The organism is Amycolatopsis rhabdoformis, assembly GCF_035918295.1.
Lineage (GTDB): Bacteria > Actinomycetota > Actinomycetes > Mycobacteriales > Pseudonocardiaceae > Amycolatopsis > Amycolatopsis rhabdoformis.
Map to the genome: position 1 here is coordinate 3,219,266 of NZ_CP142149.1, position 17,266 is coordinate 3,236,531.

Genomic DNA, 17,266 nt, shown 5'->3' on the forward strand with positions numbered 1-17,266 from the left:
AACCCTTGACGCCATCCTCTTTGTCCGGTCAGGATCGCGAGGGCCCGCCTTGGGCCCCGTCCCCGCCGCCCTCCGCAGAACGGACTGTCGATGGCCAGAAGATCCCCCGGGTGGTCCCGGGCCCGAAGGACCACGTTCGCCGCGCTCGCGAGCCTCACCCTGCTGGGCGGTGTCGCGAACGCCGCGCCCGCCCCCGCCGCGCCGGCCGTGCCCGCCAAGCCGGCCGCGGCCCAGCCCGAGATCGGGCAGCCCGCGCTCGACAAGGACGGCTGCGCGCGCATCGAAAACACCCTGCCGACGCTTTCGGACTGGCCGAAGGTCGACAGCAAAATGCAGAAGAACCCGCAAGACGAGGCGCGCATCGCGAAGATCCTCTCCGGCATGACGCTGGAGGAGAAGGTCGGGCAGATGACGCAGCCCGAGATCAACGCGATCACCCCCGCCGAGGTGCAGCAGTACGCCATCGGCTCGGTGCTCAACGGCGGCGGCTCGTGGCCCGGCGGCAACAAGCACGCCACGCAGCAGGACTGGCTGAACCTGGCCGACGCGTACTGGACCGCGTCGAAGACCAGCCGCACGAAGATCCCCGTGATCTGGGGCATCGACGCCGTGCACGGCAACAACAACGTCTACGGCGCCACCGTGTTCCCGCAGAACATCGCGCTCGGCGCCGCCCACGACTCCTGCCTGGTGCGCGACGTCGAGAACGCCACCGCGCGCCAGATCCGCGCCACCGGCCAGGACTGGGCCTTCGCGCCCACGCTCGCCGTGGTGCAGGACGACCGCTGGGGCCGCACGTACGAGGGCTTCTCCGAAGACCCGCGCATCACCCGCGCCTACGGCTACGAGGCCATCAACGGCCTGCAGGACGGCGCCACCAAGCGCATCACCTACAACGGCGTGATCGCCACCGCCAAGCACTACATCGGCGACGGCGGCACGATCAAGGGTCAGGACCAGGGCGTGAACCCCTCGTCCGAGGCCGACATGATCAACATCCACGGCCAGGGCTACTACGGCGCGCTCGCCGCCGGCACCCAGACCGTGATGGTGTCGTTCAACAGCTGGACCAACGCCGATCTCGGCATCAACGAGGGCAAGCTGACCGGCAGCGACAAGGCGCTGAACCAGATCCTCAAGGGCAAGATGGGCTTCGACGGCCTGGTCGTGTCCGACTGGAACGGCATCGGCCAGGTCCCCGGCTGCACCAACGCGAGCTGCCCGCAGGCGATCAACGCCGGCGTCGACCTCGTGATGGTGCCCGCCGACTGGAAGGCCTTCATCACCAACACGATCGCGCAGGTCAACGACGGGCAGATCCCGATGGCCCGCATCGACGACGCCGTGACCCGCATCCTGCGCGTGAAGCTGCGCGCCGGGATCCTCGACGAGCAGAAGCCCTCGGACCGCTCGTACGCGAACTCCGACGAGGCGCTCACGGACAAGTGGCTCGCGCGCGACGCCGTGCGCGAATCGCAGACGCTGCTGAAGAACAACGGCAACGTGCTGCCGCTCAAGCCGAAGTCGAAGGTGCTGGTGGTCGGCAAGAGCGCCGACAGCATCCAGAACCAGACCGGCGGCTGGACCCTGTCGTGGCAGGGCACCGGCAACACCAACGCCGACTTCCCCAACGCCACCTCGATCCTGGGCGGGCTCAAGGAAGACCTCGGCGAAGCCAACGTGACCTACGACCCGACCGGCACCGTCGACCCGGCCGGTTACGACGCCGTGATCGCCGTGATCGGCGAGACGCCCTACGCCGAGGGTGTCGGCGACCTGCAGCGCAAGTCGCTGGAAGCCGCGAAGCTCTACCCCGAGGACCTCGCCGTGCTCGACAAGGTGAGCGGCAAGGGTGTCCCGGTCGTGACCGCCTACGTCGGCGGCCGGCCGCTCTACCTCAACAAGGAGATCAACCGCTCCGACGCGTTCGTGGCGGCCTGGCTGCCCGGCACCGAGGGCGGCGGCGTCGCGGACATGATGGTGAAGGGCAAGGACGGCACCGGCTACTCCGGCAAGCTTTCCTACTCCTGGCCCAAGAGCGCGTGCCAGACGCCGCTCAACCCGTGGAGCCCCGGCTACGACCCGCTGTTCGCCCTGGGCTACGGCCTCAAGACCGGCCAGCGCGCCACCGTGGCCAAGCTCGACGAGACCGAGGGCCCGACCACCTGCGGCTCCACCCCCGGCGGCGGGGGCACCGCGACCGACGACCTGTCGATCTTCGACCGCACGGACATCGCGCCGTACAAGAGCTACATCGGCTCCGCCTCCAACTGGGGCGGCACCGAGATCGGCCCCGACGCCACGGCGGAGCACCCGGAGATCACGGTCAGCCCGGCCGACGTCAACGTGCAGGCCGACGGCCTCAAGACCACGTGGACCGGCACCGGCGCGGCGCAACTGTACCTGCAGAGCCCGCAGACCAGCGACCTGCGCGGGTACCCCAACGCCGACGGGGCGCTCGAGTTCGACGTGATCGTGAACTCGGCGCCGGTGAACCGCACCGTGGTGAGCATGCACTGCATGTACCCGTGCTTCTCGGAGGTCAACGCCACCAAGCTGTTCACTGACCTGCCGACGGGCCAGAAGGCGACGGTGAAGATCCCGCTGTCGTGCTTCGCCAACGGGCTCGACTTCGAGAACGTGAACACGCCGTTCCTGGTCTACACCGACGGACCGTTCTCGGCGTCGTTCGCGAACGTCCGGTGGTCGCCGGGCGGTGCGAAAGATCCGGACGCGCGGAAGTGTTCGGATCTGACTTGACGCACTGGGCTGTCCGAAACACTGGGCTGTCTGAACACTGAGTCGACCGAAACACCGAGCCACCGGCGGGGCGCTCGCGGGATTTTCCCGCGGGCGCCCCGTTTTCACGCCGCGGTCAGCTCGAGAATCCGCTCGCGCGCCCGCGTGAGGGACTTCTCGGCGAGGTCTTCCAGCCCGGCCAGCGCGGGCAGGTCGCCGACTCGGGTCAGCTCCGCGTGCACGAACGCGAGGTTCTCCGGGCGCACGCCCAGGTTCGTGAGGTAGGTGCGCAAGTACGGCTCCTGGAAGTCGAAGCCCTCGCGCGGAGTGCCGGGTCCGTACGCGCCGCCGCGCGCGGTCACGACCACGAACCTGGTGTCCGGCAAGGCGTTCGCGAACACCCCGGGGAACGTCACGCGGTCGATCCACGCCTTCAGCGCGGCCGGCACGGAGAAGTTGTACATCGGCACGCCCAGCAGCACCGTCCGGGCTTCCCGCAGTTCGGTGATCAGCGGCAAGGTCCGGTCCCATTCGCGGCGTTCGTCGTCGTCGGCGACGAGGGCCGCGATGTCGTGCAGCGGCACGATCCCCCGGCGTTCGACGCGCCGGCCGAGCCGCGCGTAGGGCTCGCGGATCGGCGGCACGGGGTCGGCGGCCAGGTCGCGGTGGCGCACCTCGCCCCGCCACCGCTCGACGAACAACGAGGTCAGCCGCCGCGTCACGGACTCCGCGCCGTCGGCGCTCGAGTCCACGCGCAGCAAGGGCGCTAGCATGTCGGTCATCCGGTTCCTCTCTTCCGGTCGGGCCCGCTCACCCACCCGACGCACCACGAAGGGGAAAGGTGACCGATGACGCTGGCGCACCGGTTCGAAGCGGAACGGCCCCGCCTGCGCGCGCTCGCGCGGCGGATGCTCGGCTCGGCGGCGGAAGCCGAGGACGCCGTGCAGGAGTCCTGGCTGCGGCTGGTCGCGGCCCCGGACTCCGCGGCCGGGATCGGCAATCTGGCCGCGTGGCTGACCACCGTCGTCTCGCGGATCTGCCTCGACGCGTTGCGCGCGCGACGAGAAACTCCGGTGGAGCAGGTGCCCGACCACGGTGTCCCCGGCCCGGAAGACGACGTCGCGCTCGCCGACGAGGTGGGCCGGGCCCTGCTCGTGGTGCTGGCGACGCTCGCACCCGCCGAGCGCGTGGCGTTCGTGCTGCACGACCTGTTCTCGGTGCCGTTCGACGCCGTCGGCCCGATCCTGGACCGCACGCCGGCGACCGCGAAGAAGCTCGCCAGCCGCGCGCGGCTGCGGGTGCGGGGTACCGCGGTCGTGGACGCCGAGTTCGCCGAGCACCGCGCCGTCGTCGCGGCGTTCCTGGCCGCGGCCCGCGGCGGTGATCTCGCCGCGCTGCTGGAAGTGCTCGCGCCCGACGTCGTCCGCCACGCCGACGCGGCCGCCTTGCCGCCGGGCGCCGCTGCCGTGCTCCGCGGCGCCGACGCCGTCGCGCGCGGCACCACCGCCTTCGCCGACCGGGCGCGGCGGGCGGAGCCGGCACTGATCGACGGCGCGGTGGGACTGGTGCTGGCGCCCGACGGCCGGCTGACCGGCGTTCTCAAGGTCACGGTGGCCGCCGGGCGCGTCGCCGCGTACGAGGTCATCGCCGATCCGGAGCGCCTGGCGAAGGTCGTGGTCGCCGTTCTCCCGGCGTAGCTCGATGGTGTGACACTTCGAGTCAAAGTGCAACATTGGCCGGAGTGATCATTTACGTTTCCTCCGCAAGGTCCGCTTCGCGAGCGAAGCGGACCACGACACCTGGAGGGAACCCATGAACACCACCCGGAGGATCGCCGTCGTCGGCGCGCTGTCCGCGCTGGCGGCGACGCTGTTCACCGGCACTGCCTCGGCGAAGCTGGAGAAGGTCTGCACCGCGGCCTTCTGCAACAGCACCGACGGCAGCAAGCTGTACGTGAACCAGGTCATCGCCCTGCGCCAGGACCCGATCAAGACGAAGTACGGCTACTTCCAGGTCTTCGGCCGCGGCTGGAACCGTCCGCCGACGGCCTCGGGCACCACCGCCGCGGAGGTGATCCACGTCGGGCAGCAGGTGGTGAAGGGCGAGCTCGTGTGCCTGAGCTTCTTCGCGTTCGAAAGCGGAAAGTGGAAGCAGGTCGGTCCGCCGGCCTGCACCACGGCGCCGTACTGACCCGCCGTATAGGTCGTTATACGACTACGTCGCCCGGCTCGGTGGTCGCCCGGCTCGGTGGTCGCCCGGCTCGGTGGTCGCCCGGCTCGGTGGTCGCCCGGCTCGGTGGTCGTCGAGCTCAGTGGCCGTCGGGGAAGGGCCAGGAGTTCGTGACGCACACCCGGTGGTCGGCCGGGACCGCGCCCTGGTCACCGCCCGGCACGTTGTTGAGCCGGGCGACGTAGTCGTCGGCCACGCCGAAGGTCTGCTGCATCATCACCGGCGCCGGCTGACCGGTGCCCCCGCAGCCGACGTGGGAGTGGCCGAGGGCGTGGCCGACCTCGTGGTTGATCGCGTATTCGCGGTAGGCCGTGGTGTTCGCGCCGTAGGCTTTCGCGCCGCGGACCCAGCGCGAGAGGTTGATGAGCACGCGGTGCATGCTGCGGCGGAAGCAGGAGGCCTCGTAGGTGATGGAAAAGCCGCACGCGTCGGCACGGTGCGTGGTGTCGGGCGTGGACAGGCTCACGCGGAAGTCCGGGTGCGGTTCGGAGGAATCCACGCGCTGCAGGGCGACCTGTCCGTTCGCGGTCCAGCTCTTCGCGTCGGAGAGGATGCCCTGCACGGCGGCGGCGAAGCTGTCGTCACCGGCGTAGCTCGCCGCGTCGATGCCGTCCTCGACCTCCACGGTGTAGCGGTACAGGCGGCCGGTGCCGATCTTCGGGCCGGAGCCCGGGATCACGTGCCACGTGCCGCGGCCGGTCTGCGTGTACGGGCCGCCGGCGGGCAGTTCTGCGGTGGGCACGGTGACGTCGGCCGGTTTCGCCGGGTTCTCCGAGACGCCCGGCTCGGCGGCGATCCAGGGTGAGTCGACCGGGACGCCGCGGGTCTGCACCGGCCGGTCCGGCTGCTGTGCCGCGGTGGACGGGACCGAGGTGGTGGCGGTGTTCACCAGCACCAGCACGGTGAGCACCACCATGATCGGCAGCGCGTAGACGCGCCAGCCGTAGATGCGCAGGAACCCCTTCTTCTTCCGCGCGGATCCGCGCTCCGGCAACGGCTTCCACGAGGCGCTCAGCGGCTGCCCACTGCGCGGGTCGTCCTGCGGCACGCACTTCCCCAGCTCTCCGGTGATGTTTCCGGGTGCTTCGACGAGCGGGACCGCGGAAAGGTTGAGACCAAGCGGCACCGGTCACGCGTCCGACTTTCGTCGGTTCCGCACGACGGACCTGTTGATCATGCTGTTCGCGTGTCTGCGCAGCACCCGGGTTCGTTCGCGGTCACGCTGGACGCCGCGATCGAAGACTCCGGGCTCTCCCTCGACCGGGTCCGCCACCACCTCGCCGCGCGGGGCGTGACGCTCTCGCGCTCCGCCCTGTCCTATTGGCGCCGCGGCCGCTCCCGGCCCGAGCGCGAGACGTCGCTGAACGCCGTGACGCAGCTCGAAGCCGTACTGGAGCTCTCCCCCGGCTCGCTCACCTCGCTGCTCGGCCCGCGCGCGCCGCGCGGACGCTGGCTGGGCCACCCGCCCGACCGCGTCGAGCGCCGCCGGTTGTGGCCGGACCTGCGCCCGCTCGCGGCCGACCTCAAGCCGCCGCCCGACGGGCAGCTGTCGTTCTGGTCGGTGCACGACCGCGTGGCGATCGACGACAACGGCTGCGAGCGCGCGCTGCACGTGTGGCTCGTGGCCGAGGCCACGATGGACGGCGTCGACCGCATGATGACCTACCACCAGGCCGACGGCCCGCTCACCGCCGAACCGCGGTACCAGGGCGTGCGGTTCGCACGCGTCGGACGGGTGCGGGTGGACCGCGAGACCGGCATGACGGCCGGCGAGCTGGTGCTCGACCGCGTGCTCGCGGCCGGCGAGGTCACGGCCGTCGAGTACGAGATCGTGCTCCCGCCAGGTACGCCGACCCGCGAGTACGGGCGGCGCTTCACCCGGCCGGTGCGCGAATACGTGTGCCAGGTGCAGTTCGGCCTGCGCCTGCCCCGACAGGTGCGCTCGTTCGACCGCCGCGGCCCCGACGGCCCCCGCCACACCGGCGACCCCCTGCGCGTCGGCACCACCCACGCGGTCACCTTCGCCACCCGCGACGTGCGCCCGGGCATCTGCGGCGCGTGCTGGACGTGGTGAGGCCAATTCTGTGAACACGGCTCGCCGACCTGGGGATCCACCACGTCGGACACGGGCTGTCCACTTCGGTCTGGAACACGCGGTCCGCGGCTGGTTACCGTCCGCCACGTCCCGCTTCACCCTCTGCTCCCCCGCACCGCTTCTACCCACCCCGCTCCTCTTCCGCCCACCCCTTCTCCTCCCCTCCCCCCGCGCTTGCTCCGGAAAGGCACCGCCATGCGCCGTCTCACCCGGTCCCTGACCACCCTCGCCGCCGCGGCCGCGCTCACGGCCACCGGCACTGCGGCCGCCGTGCCCGCCTCGGCCGGGCCCTCGACTCCGGCTTCGGCGGCTCCGGCTTCGGTGGCTTCCACCGCCACCGCGACCGCCGCGGCCCGCCCGCTGTCCATGGCCGCGACCCTCGGCACCCTCGCGCCGTCGGCCCAGGTCAACCTCATCGGCGACAACTACCCCGCGAAGTGGCGCAACATCCCGCAGGACTCCGTGGTCGACGACTGGAACATGTACAACCGCGAGTGCGTCTCCTGGGCCGCCTTCACCATCGACCGCCACGGCGAAAGCGCCTCGAACTACGGCGACGCCAAGTACTGGGACGACAACGCCCGCAAACACGGCTACCGCGTGGACAACACGCCCACCCCGGGCTCCATCGCCCAGACCGACGCGGGTCGCTACGGCCACGTCGCGATCGTCGACAGCGTCCACGGCTCCACCGTCACGGTCGAGGACTACAACTGGAACGGCGACGGCCACTACCTCGTCCACGACCTCACCAAGAGCGACTTCCGCTACCTCCACTTCTACAACTGAGCCACCCCGCGAACCTCGGCCGGACGGCGCCTTCCCGCCGTCCGGCCGAGTCCATCCTGGAATCCACCCCGCACTGAAATCCGCACCGGCGCTTTCCCGCACCCCGCGGCGCATCATGAAGCCATGACCGAGCGCGACGAGTTCCTGGGGTGGGTCGAGACCACGCTGCACGACGCGGAAGTCGCCCTGCACGAAGGGGATCCCGGGCCGCGGCTGGCGATCTGGTCGCGGGCCGAGCCGGTGAGCGTGCTGGGGGCCTGGCGCAACGCGCGCGGCCGGCGGGAGGTCGAGGACCTGTTCGCCGCCCTGGGCAAGACGTTCTCCGGCTGCCCGGCCTACCGGTTCGAACTGCTCACCTGCGACGTGGTCGGCGATCTGGCCTACACCACCGGGTTCGAGCACACCACCGCTGTCGTGGACGGTGAGACGCGCACGTACACGCTGCGGGCGACGCAGGTGTACCGCCGCGAAGACGGCGAATGGCGCGTGGCCCACCGTCACGGGGACACGGTCACCGCGTGAGGCCGAGCCGGTGCCGGGCGAACTCCGGCCGGACACCGGGCCGAAAGCCGGCGTGACGCCGAGAAGCCTTGACGGCGGAAGGGCGCGGCCGGCCGGTGGTGTGGTCGCCGACCGCGCCCGGCGATCACACCTGCGGCCGGTGACCCCGCTCCTGGTGCGGCACTTCCTGCCCACTGGCCGGCGCGGCCGGCTTCGGCAGCTGCGCCACTTCGTACTGCGCCAGGTTGTACTGCCCCTGCGTGTCGGGGAGCACCGGTGCGTGCTTGCTGGCGTCGTGGAAGCGGAACACCGAGGTGAGGTCACCGACGGTGCGGCGGCGCCAGTCGGTGATGTTCGGCTCGGCGACGCCGGTCACCTTCTCCAGCAGGCGCAGCTGCGACGTGTGGTCGAACGTCTCGGAGCTCACCCAGCCGCCGGCCGTCCACGGCGACACGACGATGCACGGCACGCGGTAGCCGAGGCCGGTGGGCAGGCCCGCGCCCTTGACGCCGCTGGGCGAGGTGCCGGTCACGAACTCGCCGGGGGTGCCCGGGCGCGGGGTGGGCGGCACGACGTGGTCGAACAGGCCGTCGTTCTCGTCGTAGGACAGGATGAACACCGTCTTGGCCCAGACCTCCGGGTTGGCGGCGATCGCGTCGATCTTGCCGGCGACGAAGGTGGCGCCCGCGGCCGGCAGGTTGGCCGGGTGCTCGTCGAAGGCGCTCGGCGGCAGCAGCCAGCTCACGGTGGGCAGCTGGTCGTGCAGCGCGTCGTACTCGAACTGGCCCAGCGGCGACGGCGCGATCGCCTGGTCGTAGAGCGGGTCACCCGGCTTGGCGTCGGCGTAGGCCTTGATCGCGTTGAACGGCGGGAGGCCGGTGGCCCCGCCCGGCGAGTGATAGACCTTCCAGCTCACCCCGGCTTCGGTGAGCCGCTCGGGGTAGGTCTTGAAGCTGAAGTGACCGTTGGGCACGTTGCCGGTCTCCAGCGACGGGCCGCCGAACTGGCCGTCGGCGTCGATGGTGCCCGAGAGCCACATGAAACGGTTGGGCCAGGTCGGGCCGAGGACCGAGCAGTGGTAGGCGTCGCAGATGGTGAAGGCGTCGGCCAGCGCGTACTGGAACGGGATGTCCTCGCGCGTGAAGTAGCCCATCGTGTAAGGACCCTTGGTGGCGCCGTCGGCCGCGAGGTGCGCCGGCAGCCAGTTGTCCATCTTCCCGTTGTTCCACGCCGAGTGCTGCACGCTCCAGGCGTGGCTCGTGGACGGGATCGCCTGCGCCGCGGTGATCTTCGTGTTCAGCCGGTACGGCAGCAGGTAGCCGTCCGGGTGCGACGGGTCGGGCTGGTGGAACACCGAACCCCCGCCCGGCAGCCGCGCCGCGTGCGGGTCGTCGAAGCCGCGCACCCCCGACAGCGTGCCGAAGTAGTGGTCGAAGCTGCGGTTCTCCTGCATGAGCATCACGACGTGCTTGATGTCGCGCAGGTGCCCGCCGGACGGCGGCGGCGAGGCCAGCGCACTGCGGACGTTCGGCGGCAGCACGGCCGCGGCGGCGGCGAGCCCGCCGGCGGCAGCGGCACCGAACAGCCTGCGGCCGGTGAGACCGGTTCTGTCGTTCTCCGGGGCTTCGGTCATCGGAAATCCTTCCGGCTTCGGACGCGGTGGGGAGCTCCGCCAGGCTTTCGGCCGCGGTTGAGCCCCGGGTGATCCGGCCGGTGGCCACCGGTTGAACTTCCGCTGAACGCCTGCGCGGGCGGGCGATTCCTCCCGGTTCGTCCGCCCGCGCCCGACTGTCCACAAAGGATCCGGTCAGTACCCCGCCGCCCGCTTGAGGTACTCGATCGGCGCCGCGTGCGCCGAGGTCTTGCCGTCGCTGCCGCGGTGGCCTCCGACGACCGTGGTCACGTCGAGGCCCAGTGCCTGGATCGCGTCGTAGAGCTGCGTCGCGAGCCGGCCCCGCTGGTCGCCGGATTCCGGCAGACCCGGCGTGGGGTTCCAGAGGTCGGAGTTGAACACGAGCCCGCCCGAGGACACGTGCACGATCATCATGTCGTCGGCGTGGTCGCTCACGATCCGGTACGCCGTGACGGTGCCGCCGCCGGCCGTCTCGAAGCTCAGGCTTTCGGCGACACCCCGCACGCTCGTGCGCACCGGTCCGGACGCGAGCCGGTCCGGGTCCACGTGGTGCGGCGCGGACAGAGCCCGCTCGAAGAACTCCACCGCCGGTGTTCCCACGTGGACGGTGAGGTCACCGTCGGCCGCGAACTCGCGCACGCCGCCGACGTGGTCGTAGTGGAAATGCGTGCACACCAGCTCCCGCAGCGGCTTGCCCGGGAACGCGCGCTTCACCTGGGCCAGCGCCGCGCGGCTGTAGTCGTCGTAGAGCGGCGATTCCACCGCGAGCAGCCGATCCGGCAGCTCCACGACCATCGTGTTGTGGCTCGGCCCGATCACCAGCTTCACGCCCGGCGCGAGATCCACGGGCTCGGGGGTCACCGGCGCGGTCTGCAGGTCGAAGTAGAACCGCACGCCCGAATAGACGTAGTTCATGACCCACTCGGTGGAGTTCAGCGCGTAGGCCGCCTGCTCCAGCGTCGGCTCCACGATCTCGCCCGACACCGCGAAGAGCTCTTCGGAGGCGGACGCGGAGATCGACGCCTCCGTGCGGGTCTCGCTGTGCACGTGCTGACCGTCCACGGTGATGTCCACCTGGAACGGCACCCGCACGCCCGACACGTCGTGGAAGTCGTCGAACGTGATCCGCACCGCGGCGTCGCCCAGCGGCGAGTGCTCCTCGGTCAGGTCGGCGTGCCGCGGCAGCCCGGTCGCGGCGTCGAGCGTGACCCGGACCGGCGGCCGGCCGAACTCGCGCAGTGTCAGCACGTCGCCCGGACCGGCGGTCACGTCGGCGCCGGGCGCGAGCATCCGGCGCACCAGCCGCAGCGGCGAGGTCAGGTCGAAGTGGCGCAGCCGCGCGGCGACGCGCCACGACGGGATGTCCAGGTCCACCGGCCGCGGGTCGAACATGAAGTCCACTCCGGACACGTGCCCGCGCCCGCCGGCGCCGACCTCCACGTAGTCCAGGTCCGTGGGCACCAGGTACGTCTTCGCGCGGTGGGCCCAGCGGTAGCGCGGTCCGACGACGTCGAGGTCGAGCGTCGCCGAGAACTCGGCCACCAGCTCGGGCTTCGCGGGGTCGGTCCCCCACCCCGGGTGGCGCCGCCAGCCGGTGGCGATCGTGCGCTCCACGGCGGCGCCTTCGAGCGCGGCGCGCCCGCCGAGAGCGTCGGTGAGCTTGCCGAGCAGAGACTGCAGTGCGGTGTCGGTCATCGTCTCGTCCTTCTCGGGAACCGGATGAGACCAGCTTCGTCCCGTGTCGATCACGCGTCCAATGCATGTCGCTCACGCCTAATATGCACGGCATGCAACTCGAGAACGCGGACCTGAACCTGCTGAAGGCGCTCGAGGTCCTGCTGGAGGAGCGCCACCTCACGCGGGCCGCCGCGCGGATCCACCTCAGCCAGTCGGCGATGAGCCGCACGCTCACCCGTCTGCGCACCACGTTCGGCGACGAGCTGCTGGTGCGCACGGCCCGCGGCTTCGAACTCACGCCGCGGGCGCGCACGATCCAGCGCGACCTCGCGCTGGTGATGCCGCGGCTGCGCTCCCTGGTGCGCGGCACCGACTTCGCGCCCGAGTCGGCCACCGACACGGTCCGCCTGCACCTCACCGACTACGCGGCCGTAGTCGTGGGCCACCGCGTGTTCCGGCGGGTCTTCCGACAGGCGCCGGACATCTCGGTGCACGCCGGCTGGCTCACGCCGACCTCGTTCGACGACCTCGAACACGGCCGCGCCGACCTGGTGCTGGCACCGGTGCGCCCGCCGGCCCCGTTGCGCTGGCAGCCATTGTTCGAAGAGCGGTTCGTGTGCGTGCTGTCCCGCGACCACCCCATCACGGCCGAGCGGCTCACGATGGCCGACCTCGCCCGGTACCCCCACGCCAGTGTCGTGGTGCTCGGTGCCGACCGCATGCTCGTGGAATCCCGTCTGGCCGCGCTCGGCGTCACCGCCCGGCCGGGCCTGCGCGTGCCGTTCTTCACCGGTGCGATCGCGGCCCTGCCCGGCACGCCGCTCATCGCCGTGCTGCCGAGCCGGCTGGTGGCCGAGGTGCCCGAACTCGACGTGCGGATCGCCGCCGCGCCCGAGGAGCTCGAACCCTTCACCTACGGCATGACCTGGCACCCGCGGCTCGACGCCGACCCCCTGCACGAGTGGCTGCGCTCGCTCGTGCAGGAGGCCGCGCTCGAACTCGACCTGATCGACGACCCCGACGACCCGTCCGGCTCCGATAACCCCGCCGGCCCCGGCCGCTCCGGCGGCTCCGGCGGCTCCGGCGGCTCCGGCGACGAGCGCTGACCGTCACTCGGCCCGCGCGGCGGGGGTCTCCTTCGCCACCACCTCGAGCGGCGCGTCCGGCGCCGGATCGCGGTTCACCACCGCGATGGCCACCGCGCCGATCGCCGCCACCACGGCGAACAGGTAGAAGCCCCACGGATACGCGATCCCGGCCGTGAGCAGGAAGCCGGTGACGAGCGGCCCGGAGATCGCGCCGAACCGGCCGATGCCGCTGGCCGCACCGAGCGCCGTGCCGCGGGCGGATGCCGGGTACACGCGGGCGACGTACACGTATACGAGCACTTGCGCGCTGAACGTGAAGATCCCCGCCAGCAGCACGCCGACGTACACGCTGAAGCCGGGCAGCTTGATGCTCAGCAGTGCCAGGAACACCGCCGCCGCGGTGAACCAGACGATCGTGGACCGGCGGTAGCCCAGGCGGTCGGCGACCCGGCCGCCGATCAACAGGCCGATCACGGCGCCCACGTTGAGCACCAGCAGCAGCGCGAGCGCCGCGCCGAGCTCGTAACCGGCCTCGCGCATGATCTGCGGCAGCCAGGTGTTGAGGCCGTACACGAGCAGCAGCCCCATGAACGAGGTGACCCAGAACGCGATGGTCGCGCGCCCGTAGCCGCGGCGGAACAGGATGGCGATCGGGTTGCGCTCACGCGGTTCCTGCGCGGCCTTGGCCTTGCGTGCCGCCGGCGTGCCGCGCACCTTGAGGAACTCGGCCGACTCCGGCAGGAACTTCACCATCAGCGGCACGAGGATCACCGCCGGCGCCGCGCCGATCACGAACATCCACTGCCAGCCGTAGCGCTCCACCACGAGGATGCCGAGCAACGCCGTGAGCACCGCGCCCACGTGGTAGCCGGTCATCAGCACCGTGGTGGAACTGCCGCCGCGCCCGACCCGGGCGTATTCGGTGATCAGCGCGAGCGCCGTCGGCAGCACCCCGCCGAGGCCGAGCCCGGCGAGGAACCGCAGCAGCCCGAACCACCACGGGTCGTCGACCACCGCGCACAGCAACGTGAACACCGAGAAGCTCGTGACCGTGAGCAGCATCGTGCCGCGCCGGCCGAACAGGTCGCTCACCGGTCCGATGGCGAGCGCGCCCGCGGCCACGCCGAGCAGGCCCACCACGGAGATCAGCGAGGCCGAGTTGGGGTCGAGGCCCCAGCTCGGCACCTTCAGCAGCGCGGGCAGGACCACACCCAGCACCACGAGGTCGAACCCTTCCAGCGCCACGGCCGTCCAGCAGAGAGGGGCGACCCAGCGCGCGTAGCGGGCGCGCGGGTCGATCGGGGAGGAGACCGTCAATGTCATCACCTGCGTCGTCGGAGGGGATTGGGGAAACCGGGCCGTCAGAAGGGATATCGCGGCAGCTCACCGCGCACGGTGACCCACTGCGTCTCGGTGAACGCGTCGAGGTTGGCCTGCGCGCCGCCGTGGCGCGAGCCCGTGCCCGACTCGCCGACACCGCCGAAGGGCGCGAGCGCCTCGTCGTTCACCGTCTGGTCGTTCACGTGCACGAGCCCCGACGGGATCCGTTCGGCGAGCGCGAGCCCGTGGGCGACGTCCCGGGTCAGGATGCCCAGTGACAGGCCGTATCCGGTACCGCCGGCCAGGCGGACTGCTTCGTCCACAGTGGAGAACGGCACCACGGGCGCCACCGGGCCGAAGATCTCCTGCGCGTAGGCCGGCGCGGTGAGCGGGACATCCGTGAGCACGGTCGGGCTGTAGAAGAGACCTTCGTAGGTACCGCCGGTGGCGAGTTTCGCTCCCGCGTCGACGCTGCTCGTCACGATCTCGTGGATGTGGTCGCGCTGGCCGGCGTCGATGATCGGGCCGACGGCGGCGTCGGTCCGCGCCGGGTCGCCCACCGGCAGGCGTGCGGCGTGCTCGGCGAGCGCGGCCGCGTAGTCGCCGGCGATCCGCGCGGCCACGAGGTGGCGGCTGGTGGCCATGCAGATCTGCCCGGAGTGGTTGAACGACCCGAACGCACCGACCGACACGGCCTGCTCCACGTCGACGTCGTCGAGCACCACCAGCGCGGAATTGCCGCCGAGTTCCAGGTGCACGCGCTTGAGCCGCTCCCCCGCCGCCGCGGCGACCTTGCGCCCCGCGCGCGTCGAGCCGGTGAACGCGATCACGCGCACGAGCGGGTCCTCCACGAGCGCCGCGCCGACATCGGCCCCACCCGGCAGCAGGTGGAACAGACCATCCGGCAGGCCCGCTTCCTCGAAGACCCGCGCGAGCGCGACGCCGCCGCACACGGCCGTGCGCGGATCGGGCTTCACGAGCACCGCGTTGCCCAGCGCGAGCGCGGGCGCGATCGCGCGGATCGAGAGGATCACCGGCGCGTTGAACGGCGCGATCACCCCGACGATCCCGGCCGGCACGCGGCGCGCCATCGACAGCCGCGGCTGGTTCGACCGCAGCAGCTCGCCGTACGGGTGCGCGGCGAGCGCCGCGGCTTCGTGGCATTCCTCGGCGGCGACCGCGCCCGTCTGGAATCGCGCGAACGGCCGTGTGGCCCCGGATTCGCGCACGAGCCATTCGTCGAGCTCGTCTCCGTGGTCCTCGAACAGCCGCGCCGCCTTTCGCAGCACGCGGGCGCGCTGGTCGTAAGGCAGCGCGGCCCAGTCCTGCTGCGCGCGCCGGGCTTTCTCGGCGGCCGGGTGGACGTCGGCCGCCGAGGCCGCGCCGACCCGCGCGAGGACGTGGCCCGTGGCCGGTTCCACCGAGTCGTACTCGCCGCCGCTGCCGCGCACCCAGCCGCCGGAGAAAATCCTTCCCTGCCAACGGACCGCGTCGAGCAGCGGGCCGCTCGGGGCGCTCACCGGGCCACCGCCACGTCGAGCACGAGCGGTCGATCGGCCTGGGCCAGCCCAGGCATGGTTTCGTCCAAAACAGACTCCAGTTCCTCGGGGGTCTCCACGCGCCGGGCCGGACACCCGAGCGAGCGGGCGAGACCGCTCACGCTGACCTCGTCGAACGCGGGCCACGGCGCGGCGCCGCGGCCGGCCGACCGTTCGCCGTGGCGGGCGGCCAGCTCGTCCATGATCGCGTAGCGACCGTTGGCGAGCACGATCACGAGCACGCCGACGCCGTAGTGGGCCGCGCTCCACAACGCCTGGATCGCGTACAGCGAAGAGCCGTCGCCGACCACTGCGACGACCGGGCGGTCCGGGCGGGCCATCCGCACGCCGACGGCCGCGGGCACCGCGAAGCCGAGCCCGCCCATGGCGGCGCTGAGGAAACCGAGCGGTGCGCGGGCCGGCACGAGCGCGTGCAGCAGGGGCCGGCTCGACGGCGTCTCCTCGACCAGCACCGCGTCCCGCGGCAGGCGGCGGGCGAGCGCGGCGAACACGTGGTCCGGTGCCAGGCGCGTGCCCGGAGCAGGTGGCGCGGGCAGGTCGATCGTGCGGCCCACCGGTCCCCCCGGCGCGGGCCGCTCGGGCAGCCGCTCGGCGAGCGGACCGCACACGGCGGCGGGCCGCGCGAGTACGGCGAGGTCGGCCGGGCTGCGGTGGGCCTCGTCGGGATCGTCAGTGACCACGGCGACGCGGGTGCCCGGGCCGATCAGCCGGCCGGGTTCGCGCGGGTACTGGCGGAACACCGGCGCGCCCACCGCGAGCACGGCGTCGTGGCCGGCGAGCACCTTGCGCAGCTCGGCGCGGCCCGCCGGCAGGTGCCCGGCGAACTGCGGGTGGTCCTGCGGGAACCCGGCGCGGGCGCCGAACGCCTCCTGCCACACCGGGCACCGCAGCCGCTGGGCGAGCGCTTCCAGCGCGTGCCAGGACTCGGCGTCGTCGGCGCCCGCGCCGACCACGAGCACCGGTTTTTCCGCGCCGGACAGGAACTTCTCGAGCTCGGCGACGACCTCCGGCTCCGCGGCCGTGGTCCGGACCAGCCGCGCCGGCGCGGGCAGCGGCTCGTCGTCGGCCGCCGGGGCGAGCCAGTCGTCCATCGGCACGATCACCAGCGCCGGGCCGCGGTGGTCGCGCGCCTCGTGCCACGCGCGGGCCAGCGCACCCGGCACGTCCTGCGGCCGCGGCGGTTCGCCGACCCACACGGGCGCGGGCGCGGCGACGTCGTCGAGCCGGTGGCCCGCGAGGAACGGTTCGAGCGCGAGGTGCCGGCGGTCCTGCTGCCCGACGAGCACGACGAGCGGCGCGCGGTTCACGCGTGCGGTGGCCAGCGCGCCCACTGCGTTGCCGAGGCCCGCGGTGGTGTGCAGGATCGCGACCGCCGGCCGGTCGGCCGCGAGCGCCCAGCCCGTGGCCATGCCGACCACCGAGCCCTCGTGCAGCGCGAGCACGAACTCGAAGTCGTCCGGCAGGTCGGTGAGCAGCGTGATCTCGGTCGAGCCGGGGTTGGCGAACAGCGTGGTGGCGCCGAACCGGCGCAGCACGGCGAACGCGGCGTCTCGGACAGTGGCGGGCAACGTACCTCCCTGACGGCTGGTGGCTCAGGAGTGTCCGATACGTCCCGCGCAGGGCCTACCCCGGCTCT

General features: G+C 72.1%; 14 protein-coding genes. 7 read left to right on the forward strand and 7 right to left on the reverse strand.

The window, feature by feature from the left end; translation table 11 throughout:
- Positions 1 to 90: 90 nt before the first annotated feature.
- Positions 91 to 2,760 (forward strand): glycoside hydrolase family 3 protein, encoded by a 2,670-nt coding sequence (locus tag VSH64_RS14530; protein ID WP_326836116.1) that lies wholly within the window; start codon positions 91 to 93, stop codon positions 2,758 to 2,760.
- A gap of 104 nt (positions 2,761 to 2,864) precedes the next feature.
- Here the strand turns inward: VSH64_RS14530 and VSH64_RS14535 are convergent, their stop codons facing one another.
- Entirely contained in the window at positions 2,865 to 3,521 is a 657-nt protein-coding gene (locus VSH64_RS14535) for an FMN-dependent NADH-azoreductase (protein WP_326836117.1), read from the reverse strand.
- Between the two features lie 66 nt (positions 3,522 to 3,587).
- Between VSH64_RS14535 and VSH64_RS14540 the strand changes: the two genes are divergently transcribed.
- Both VSH64_RS14540 and VSH64_RS14545 read left to right on the forward strand, forming a co-directional pair.
- Positions 3,588 to 4,436 carry a sigma-70 family RNA polymerase sigma factor gene (locus tag VSH64_RS14540; protein ID WP_326836118.1) on the forward strand — a complete coding sequence of 283 codons (849 nt, stop codon included), beginning with the start codon at positions 3,588 to 3,590 and terminating at the stop codon, positions 4,434 to 4,436.
- Between the two features lie 115 nt (positions 4,437 to 4,551).
- On the forward strand, positions 4,552 to 4,929 hold the full coding sequence (locus VSH64_RS14545) for a hypothetical protein (RefSeq protein WP_326836119.1): 378 nt from the start codon (positions 4,552 to 4,554) through the stop codon (positions 4,927 to 4,929).
- A 118-nt stretch (positions 4,930 to 5,047) separates the two neighbouring features.
- On the opposite strand, the gene VSH64_RS14550 is transcribed toward VSH64_RS14545, so the two are convergent.
- Positions 5,048 to 6,016 carry a DUF3152 domain-containing protein gene (locus VSH64_RS14550; RefSeq protein WP_326836120.1) on the reverse strand — a complete coding sequence of 323 codons (969 nt, stop codon included), beginning with the start codon at positions 6,014 to 6,016 and terminating at the stop codon, positions 5,048 to 5,050.
- A gap of 138 nt (positions 6,017 to 6,154) precedes the next feature.
- Between VSH64_RS14550 and VSH64_RS14555 the strand changes: the two genes are divergently transcribed.
- From VSH64_RS14555 to VSH64_RS14565, 3 genes are all read left to right on the forward strand, one after another.
- Positions 6,155 to 7,042 carry an XRE family transcriptional regulator gene (locus tag VSH64_RS14555; RefSeq protein WP_326836121.1) on the forward strand — a complete coding sequence of 296 codons (888 nt, stop codon included), beginning with the start codon at positions 6,155 to 6,157 and terminating at the stop codon, positions 7,040 to 7,042.
- Positions 7,043 to 7,258: 216 nt separating this feature from the next.
- Positions 7,259 to 7,852: a CHAP domain-containing protein gene (locus VSH64_RS14560; RefSeq protein ID WP_326836122.1), complete on the forward strand. Its 594-nt coding sequence runs from the start codon at positions 7,259 to 7,261 to the stop codon at positions 7,850 to 7,852.
- Positions 7,853 to 7,975: 123 nt separating this feature from the next.
- Positions 7,976 to 8,374 (forward strand): nuclear transport factor 2 family protein, encoded by a 399-nt coding sequence (locus VSH64_RS14565; RefSeq protein ID WP_326836123.1) that lies wholly within the window; start codon positions 7,976 to 7,978, stop codon positions 8,372 to 8,374.
- Positions 8,375 to 8,498: 124 nt separating this feature from the next.
- Here the strand turns inward: VSH64_RS14565 and VSH64_RS14570 are convergent, their stop codons facing one another.
- Both VSH64_RS14570 and VSH64_RS14575 read right to left on the reverse strand, forming a co-directional pair.
- Positions 8,499 to 9,986, reverse strand: a complete 1,488-nt coding sequence (locus tag VSH64_RS14570) for an alkaline phosphatase family protein (RefSeq protein ID WP_326836124.1) — start codon at positions 9,984 to 9,986, stop codon at positions 8,499 to 8,501.
- A 174-nt stretch (positions 9,987 to 10,160) separates the two neighbouring features.
- Positions 10,161 to 11,681 carry an MBL fold metallo-hydrolase gene (locus VSH64_RS14575; protein WP_326836125.1) on the reverse strand — a complete coding sequence of 507 codons (1,521 nt, stop codon included), beginning with the start codon at positions 11,679 to 11,681 and terminating at the stop codon, positions 10,161 to 10,163.
- A 92-nt stretch (positions 11,682 to 11,773) separates the two neighbouring features.
- On the opposite strand from VSH64_RS14575, the gene VSH64_RS14580 reads away from it, so the two are divergent.
- The gene (locus VSH64_RS14580) at positions 11,774 to 12,769 is read left to right on the forward strand and encodes a LysR family transcriptional regulator (RefSeq protein WP_326836126.1); all 996 of its coding nucleotides are present in this window, start codon (positions 11,774 to 11,776) and stop codon (positions 12,767 to 12,769) included.
- 3 nt (positions 12,770 to 12,772) lie between these two features.
- Here VSH64_RS14580 and VSH64_RS14585 read toward each other — a convergent pair whose 3' ends face one another.
- Genes VSH64_RS14585 through VSH64_RS14595 form a run of 3 tightly spaced genes read right to left on the reverse strand, consistent with a single transcriptional unit; the run spans position 12,773 to position 17,198 of the window.
- The gene (locus VSH64_RS14585; protein ID WP_326836127.1) at positions 12,773 to 14,068 is read right to left on the reverse strand and encodes an MFS transporter; all 1,296 of its coding nucleotides are present in this window, start codon (positions 14,066 to 14,068) and stop codon (positions 12,773 to 12,775) included.
- A 44-nt stretch (positions 14,069 to 14,112) separates the two neighbouring features.
- Complete coding sequence (locus VSH64_RS14590; protein WP_326836128.1) at positions 14,113 to 15,591, reverse strand: aldehyde dehydrogenase family protein; 1,479 nt, start codon at positions 15,589 to 15,591, stop codon at positions 14,113 to 14,115.
- Positions 15,588 to 17,198, reverse strand: a complete 1,611-nt coding sequence (locus tag VSH64_RS14595) for a thiamine pyrophosphate-dependent enzyme (RefSeq protein ID WP_326836129.1) — start codon at positions 17,196 to 17,198, stop codon at positions 15,588 to 15,590. The genes VSH64_RS14590 and VSH64_RS14595 overlap by 4 nt, the downstream gene beginning before the upstream one ends.
- Positions 17,199 to 17,266: the final 68 nt, after the last annotated feature.

Coding starts and splice junctions, on each gene's coding strand:
- VSH64_RS14530 (WP_326836116.1), top strand. CDS start 91: ATGGCCAGAAGATCCCCCGGGTGGTCCCGGGCCCGAAGGACCACGTTC.
- VSH64_RS14535 (WP_326836117.1), bottom strand. CDS start 3,521: ATGACCGACATGCTAGCGCCCTTGCTGCGCGTGGACTCGAGCGCCGAC.
- VSH64_RS14540 (WP_326836118.1), top strand. CDS start 3,588: ATGACGCTGGCGCACCGGTTCGAAGCGGAACGGCCCCGCCTGCGCGCG.
- VSH64_RS14545 (WP_326836119.1), top strand. CDS start 4,552: ATGAACACCACCCGGAGGATCGCCGTCGTCGGCGCGCTGTCCGCGCTG.
- VSH64_RS14560 (WP_326836122.1), top strand. CDS start 7,259: ATGCGCCGTCTCACCCGGTCCCTGACCACCCTCGCCGCCGCGGCCGCG.
- VSH64_RS14565 (WP_326836123.1), top strand. CDS start 7,976: ATGACCGAGCGCGACGAGTTCCTGGGGTGGGTCGAGACCACGCTGCAC.
- VSH64_RS14570 (WP_326836124.1), bottom strand. CDS start 9,986: ATGACCGAAGCCCCGGAGAACGACAGAACCGGTCTCACCGGCCGCAGG.
- VSH64_RS14575 (WP_326836125.1), bottom strand. CDS start 11,681: ATGACCGACACCGCACTGCAGTCTCTGCTCGGCAAGCTCACCGACGCT.
- VSH64_RS14580 (WP_326836126.1), top strand. CDS start 11,774: ATGCAACTCGAGAACGCGGACCTGAACCTGCTGAAGGCGCTCGAGGTC.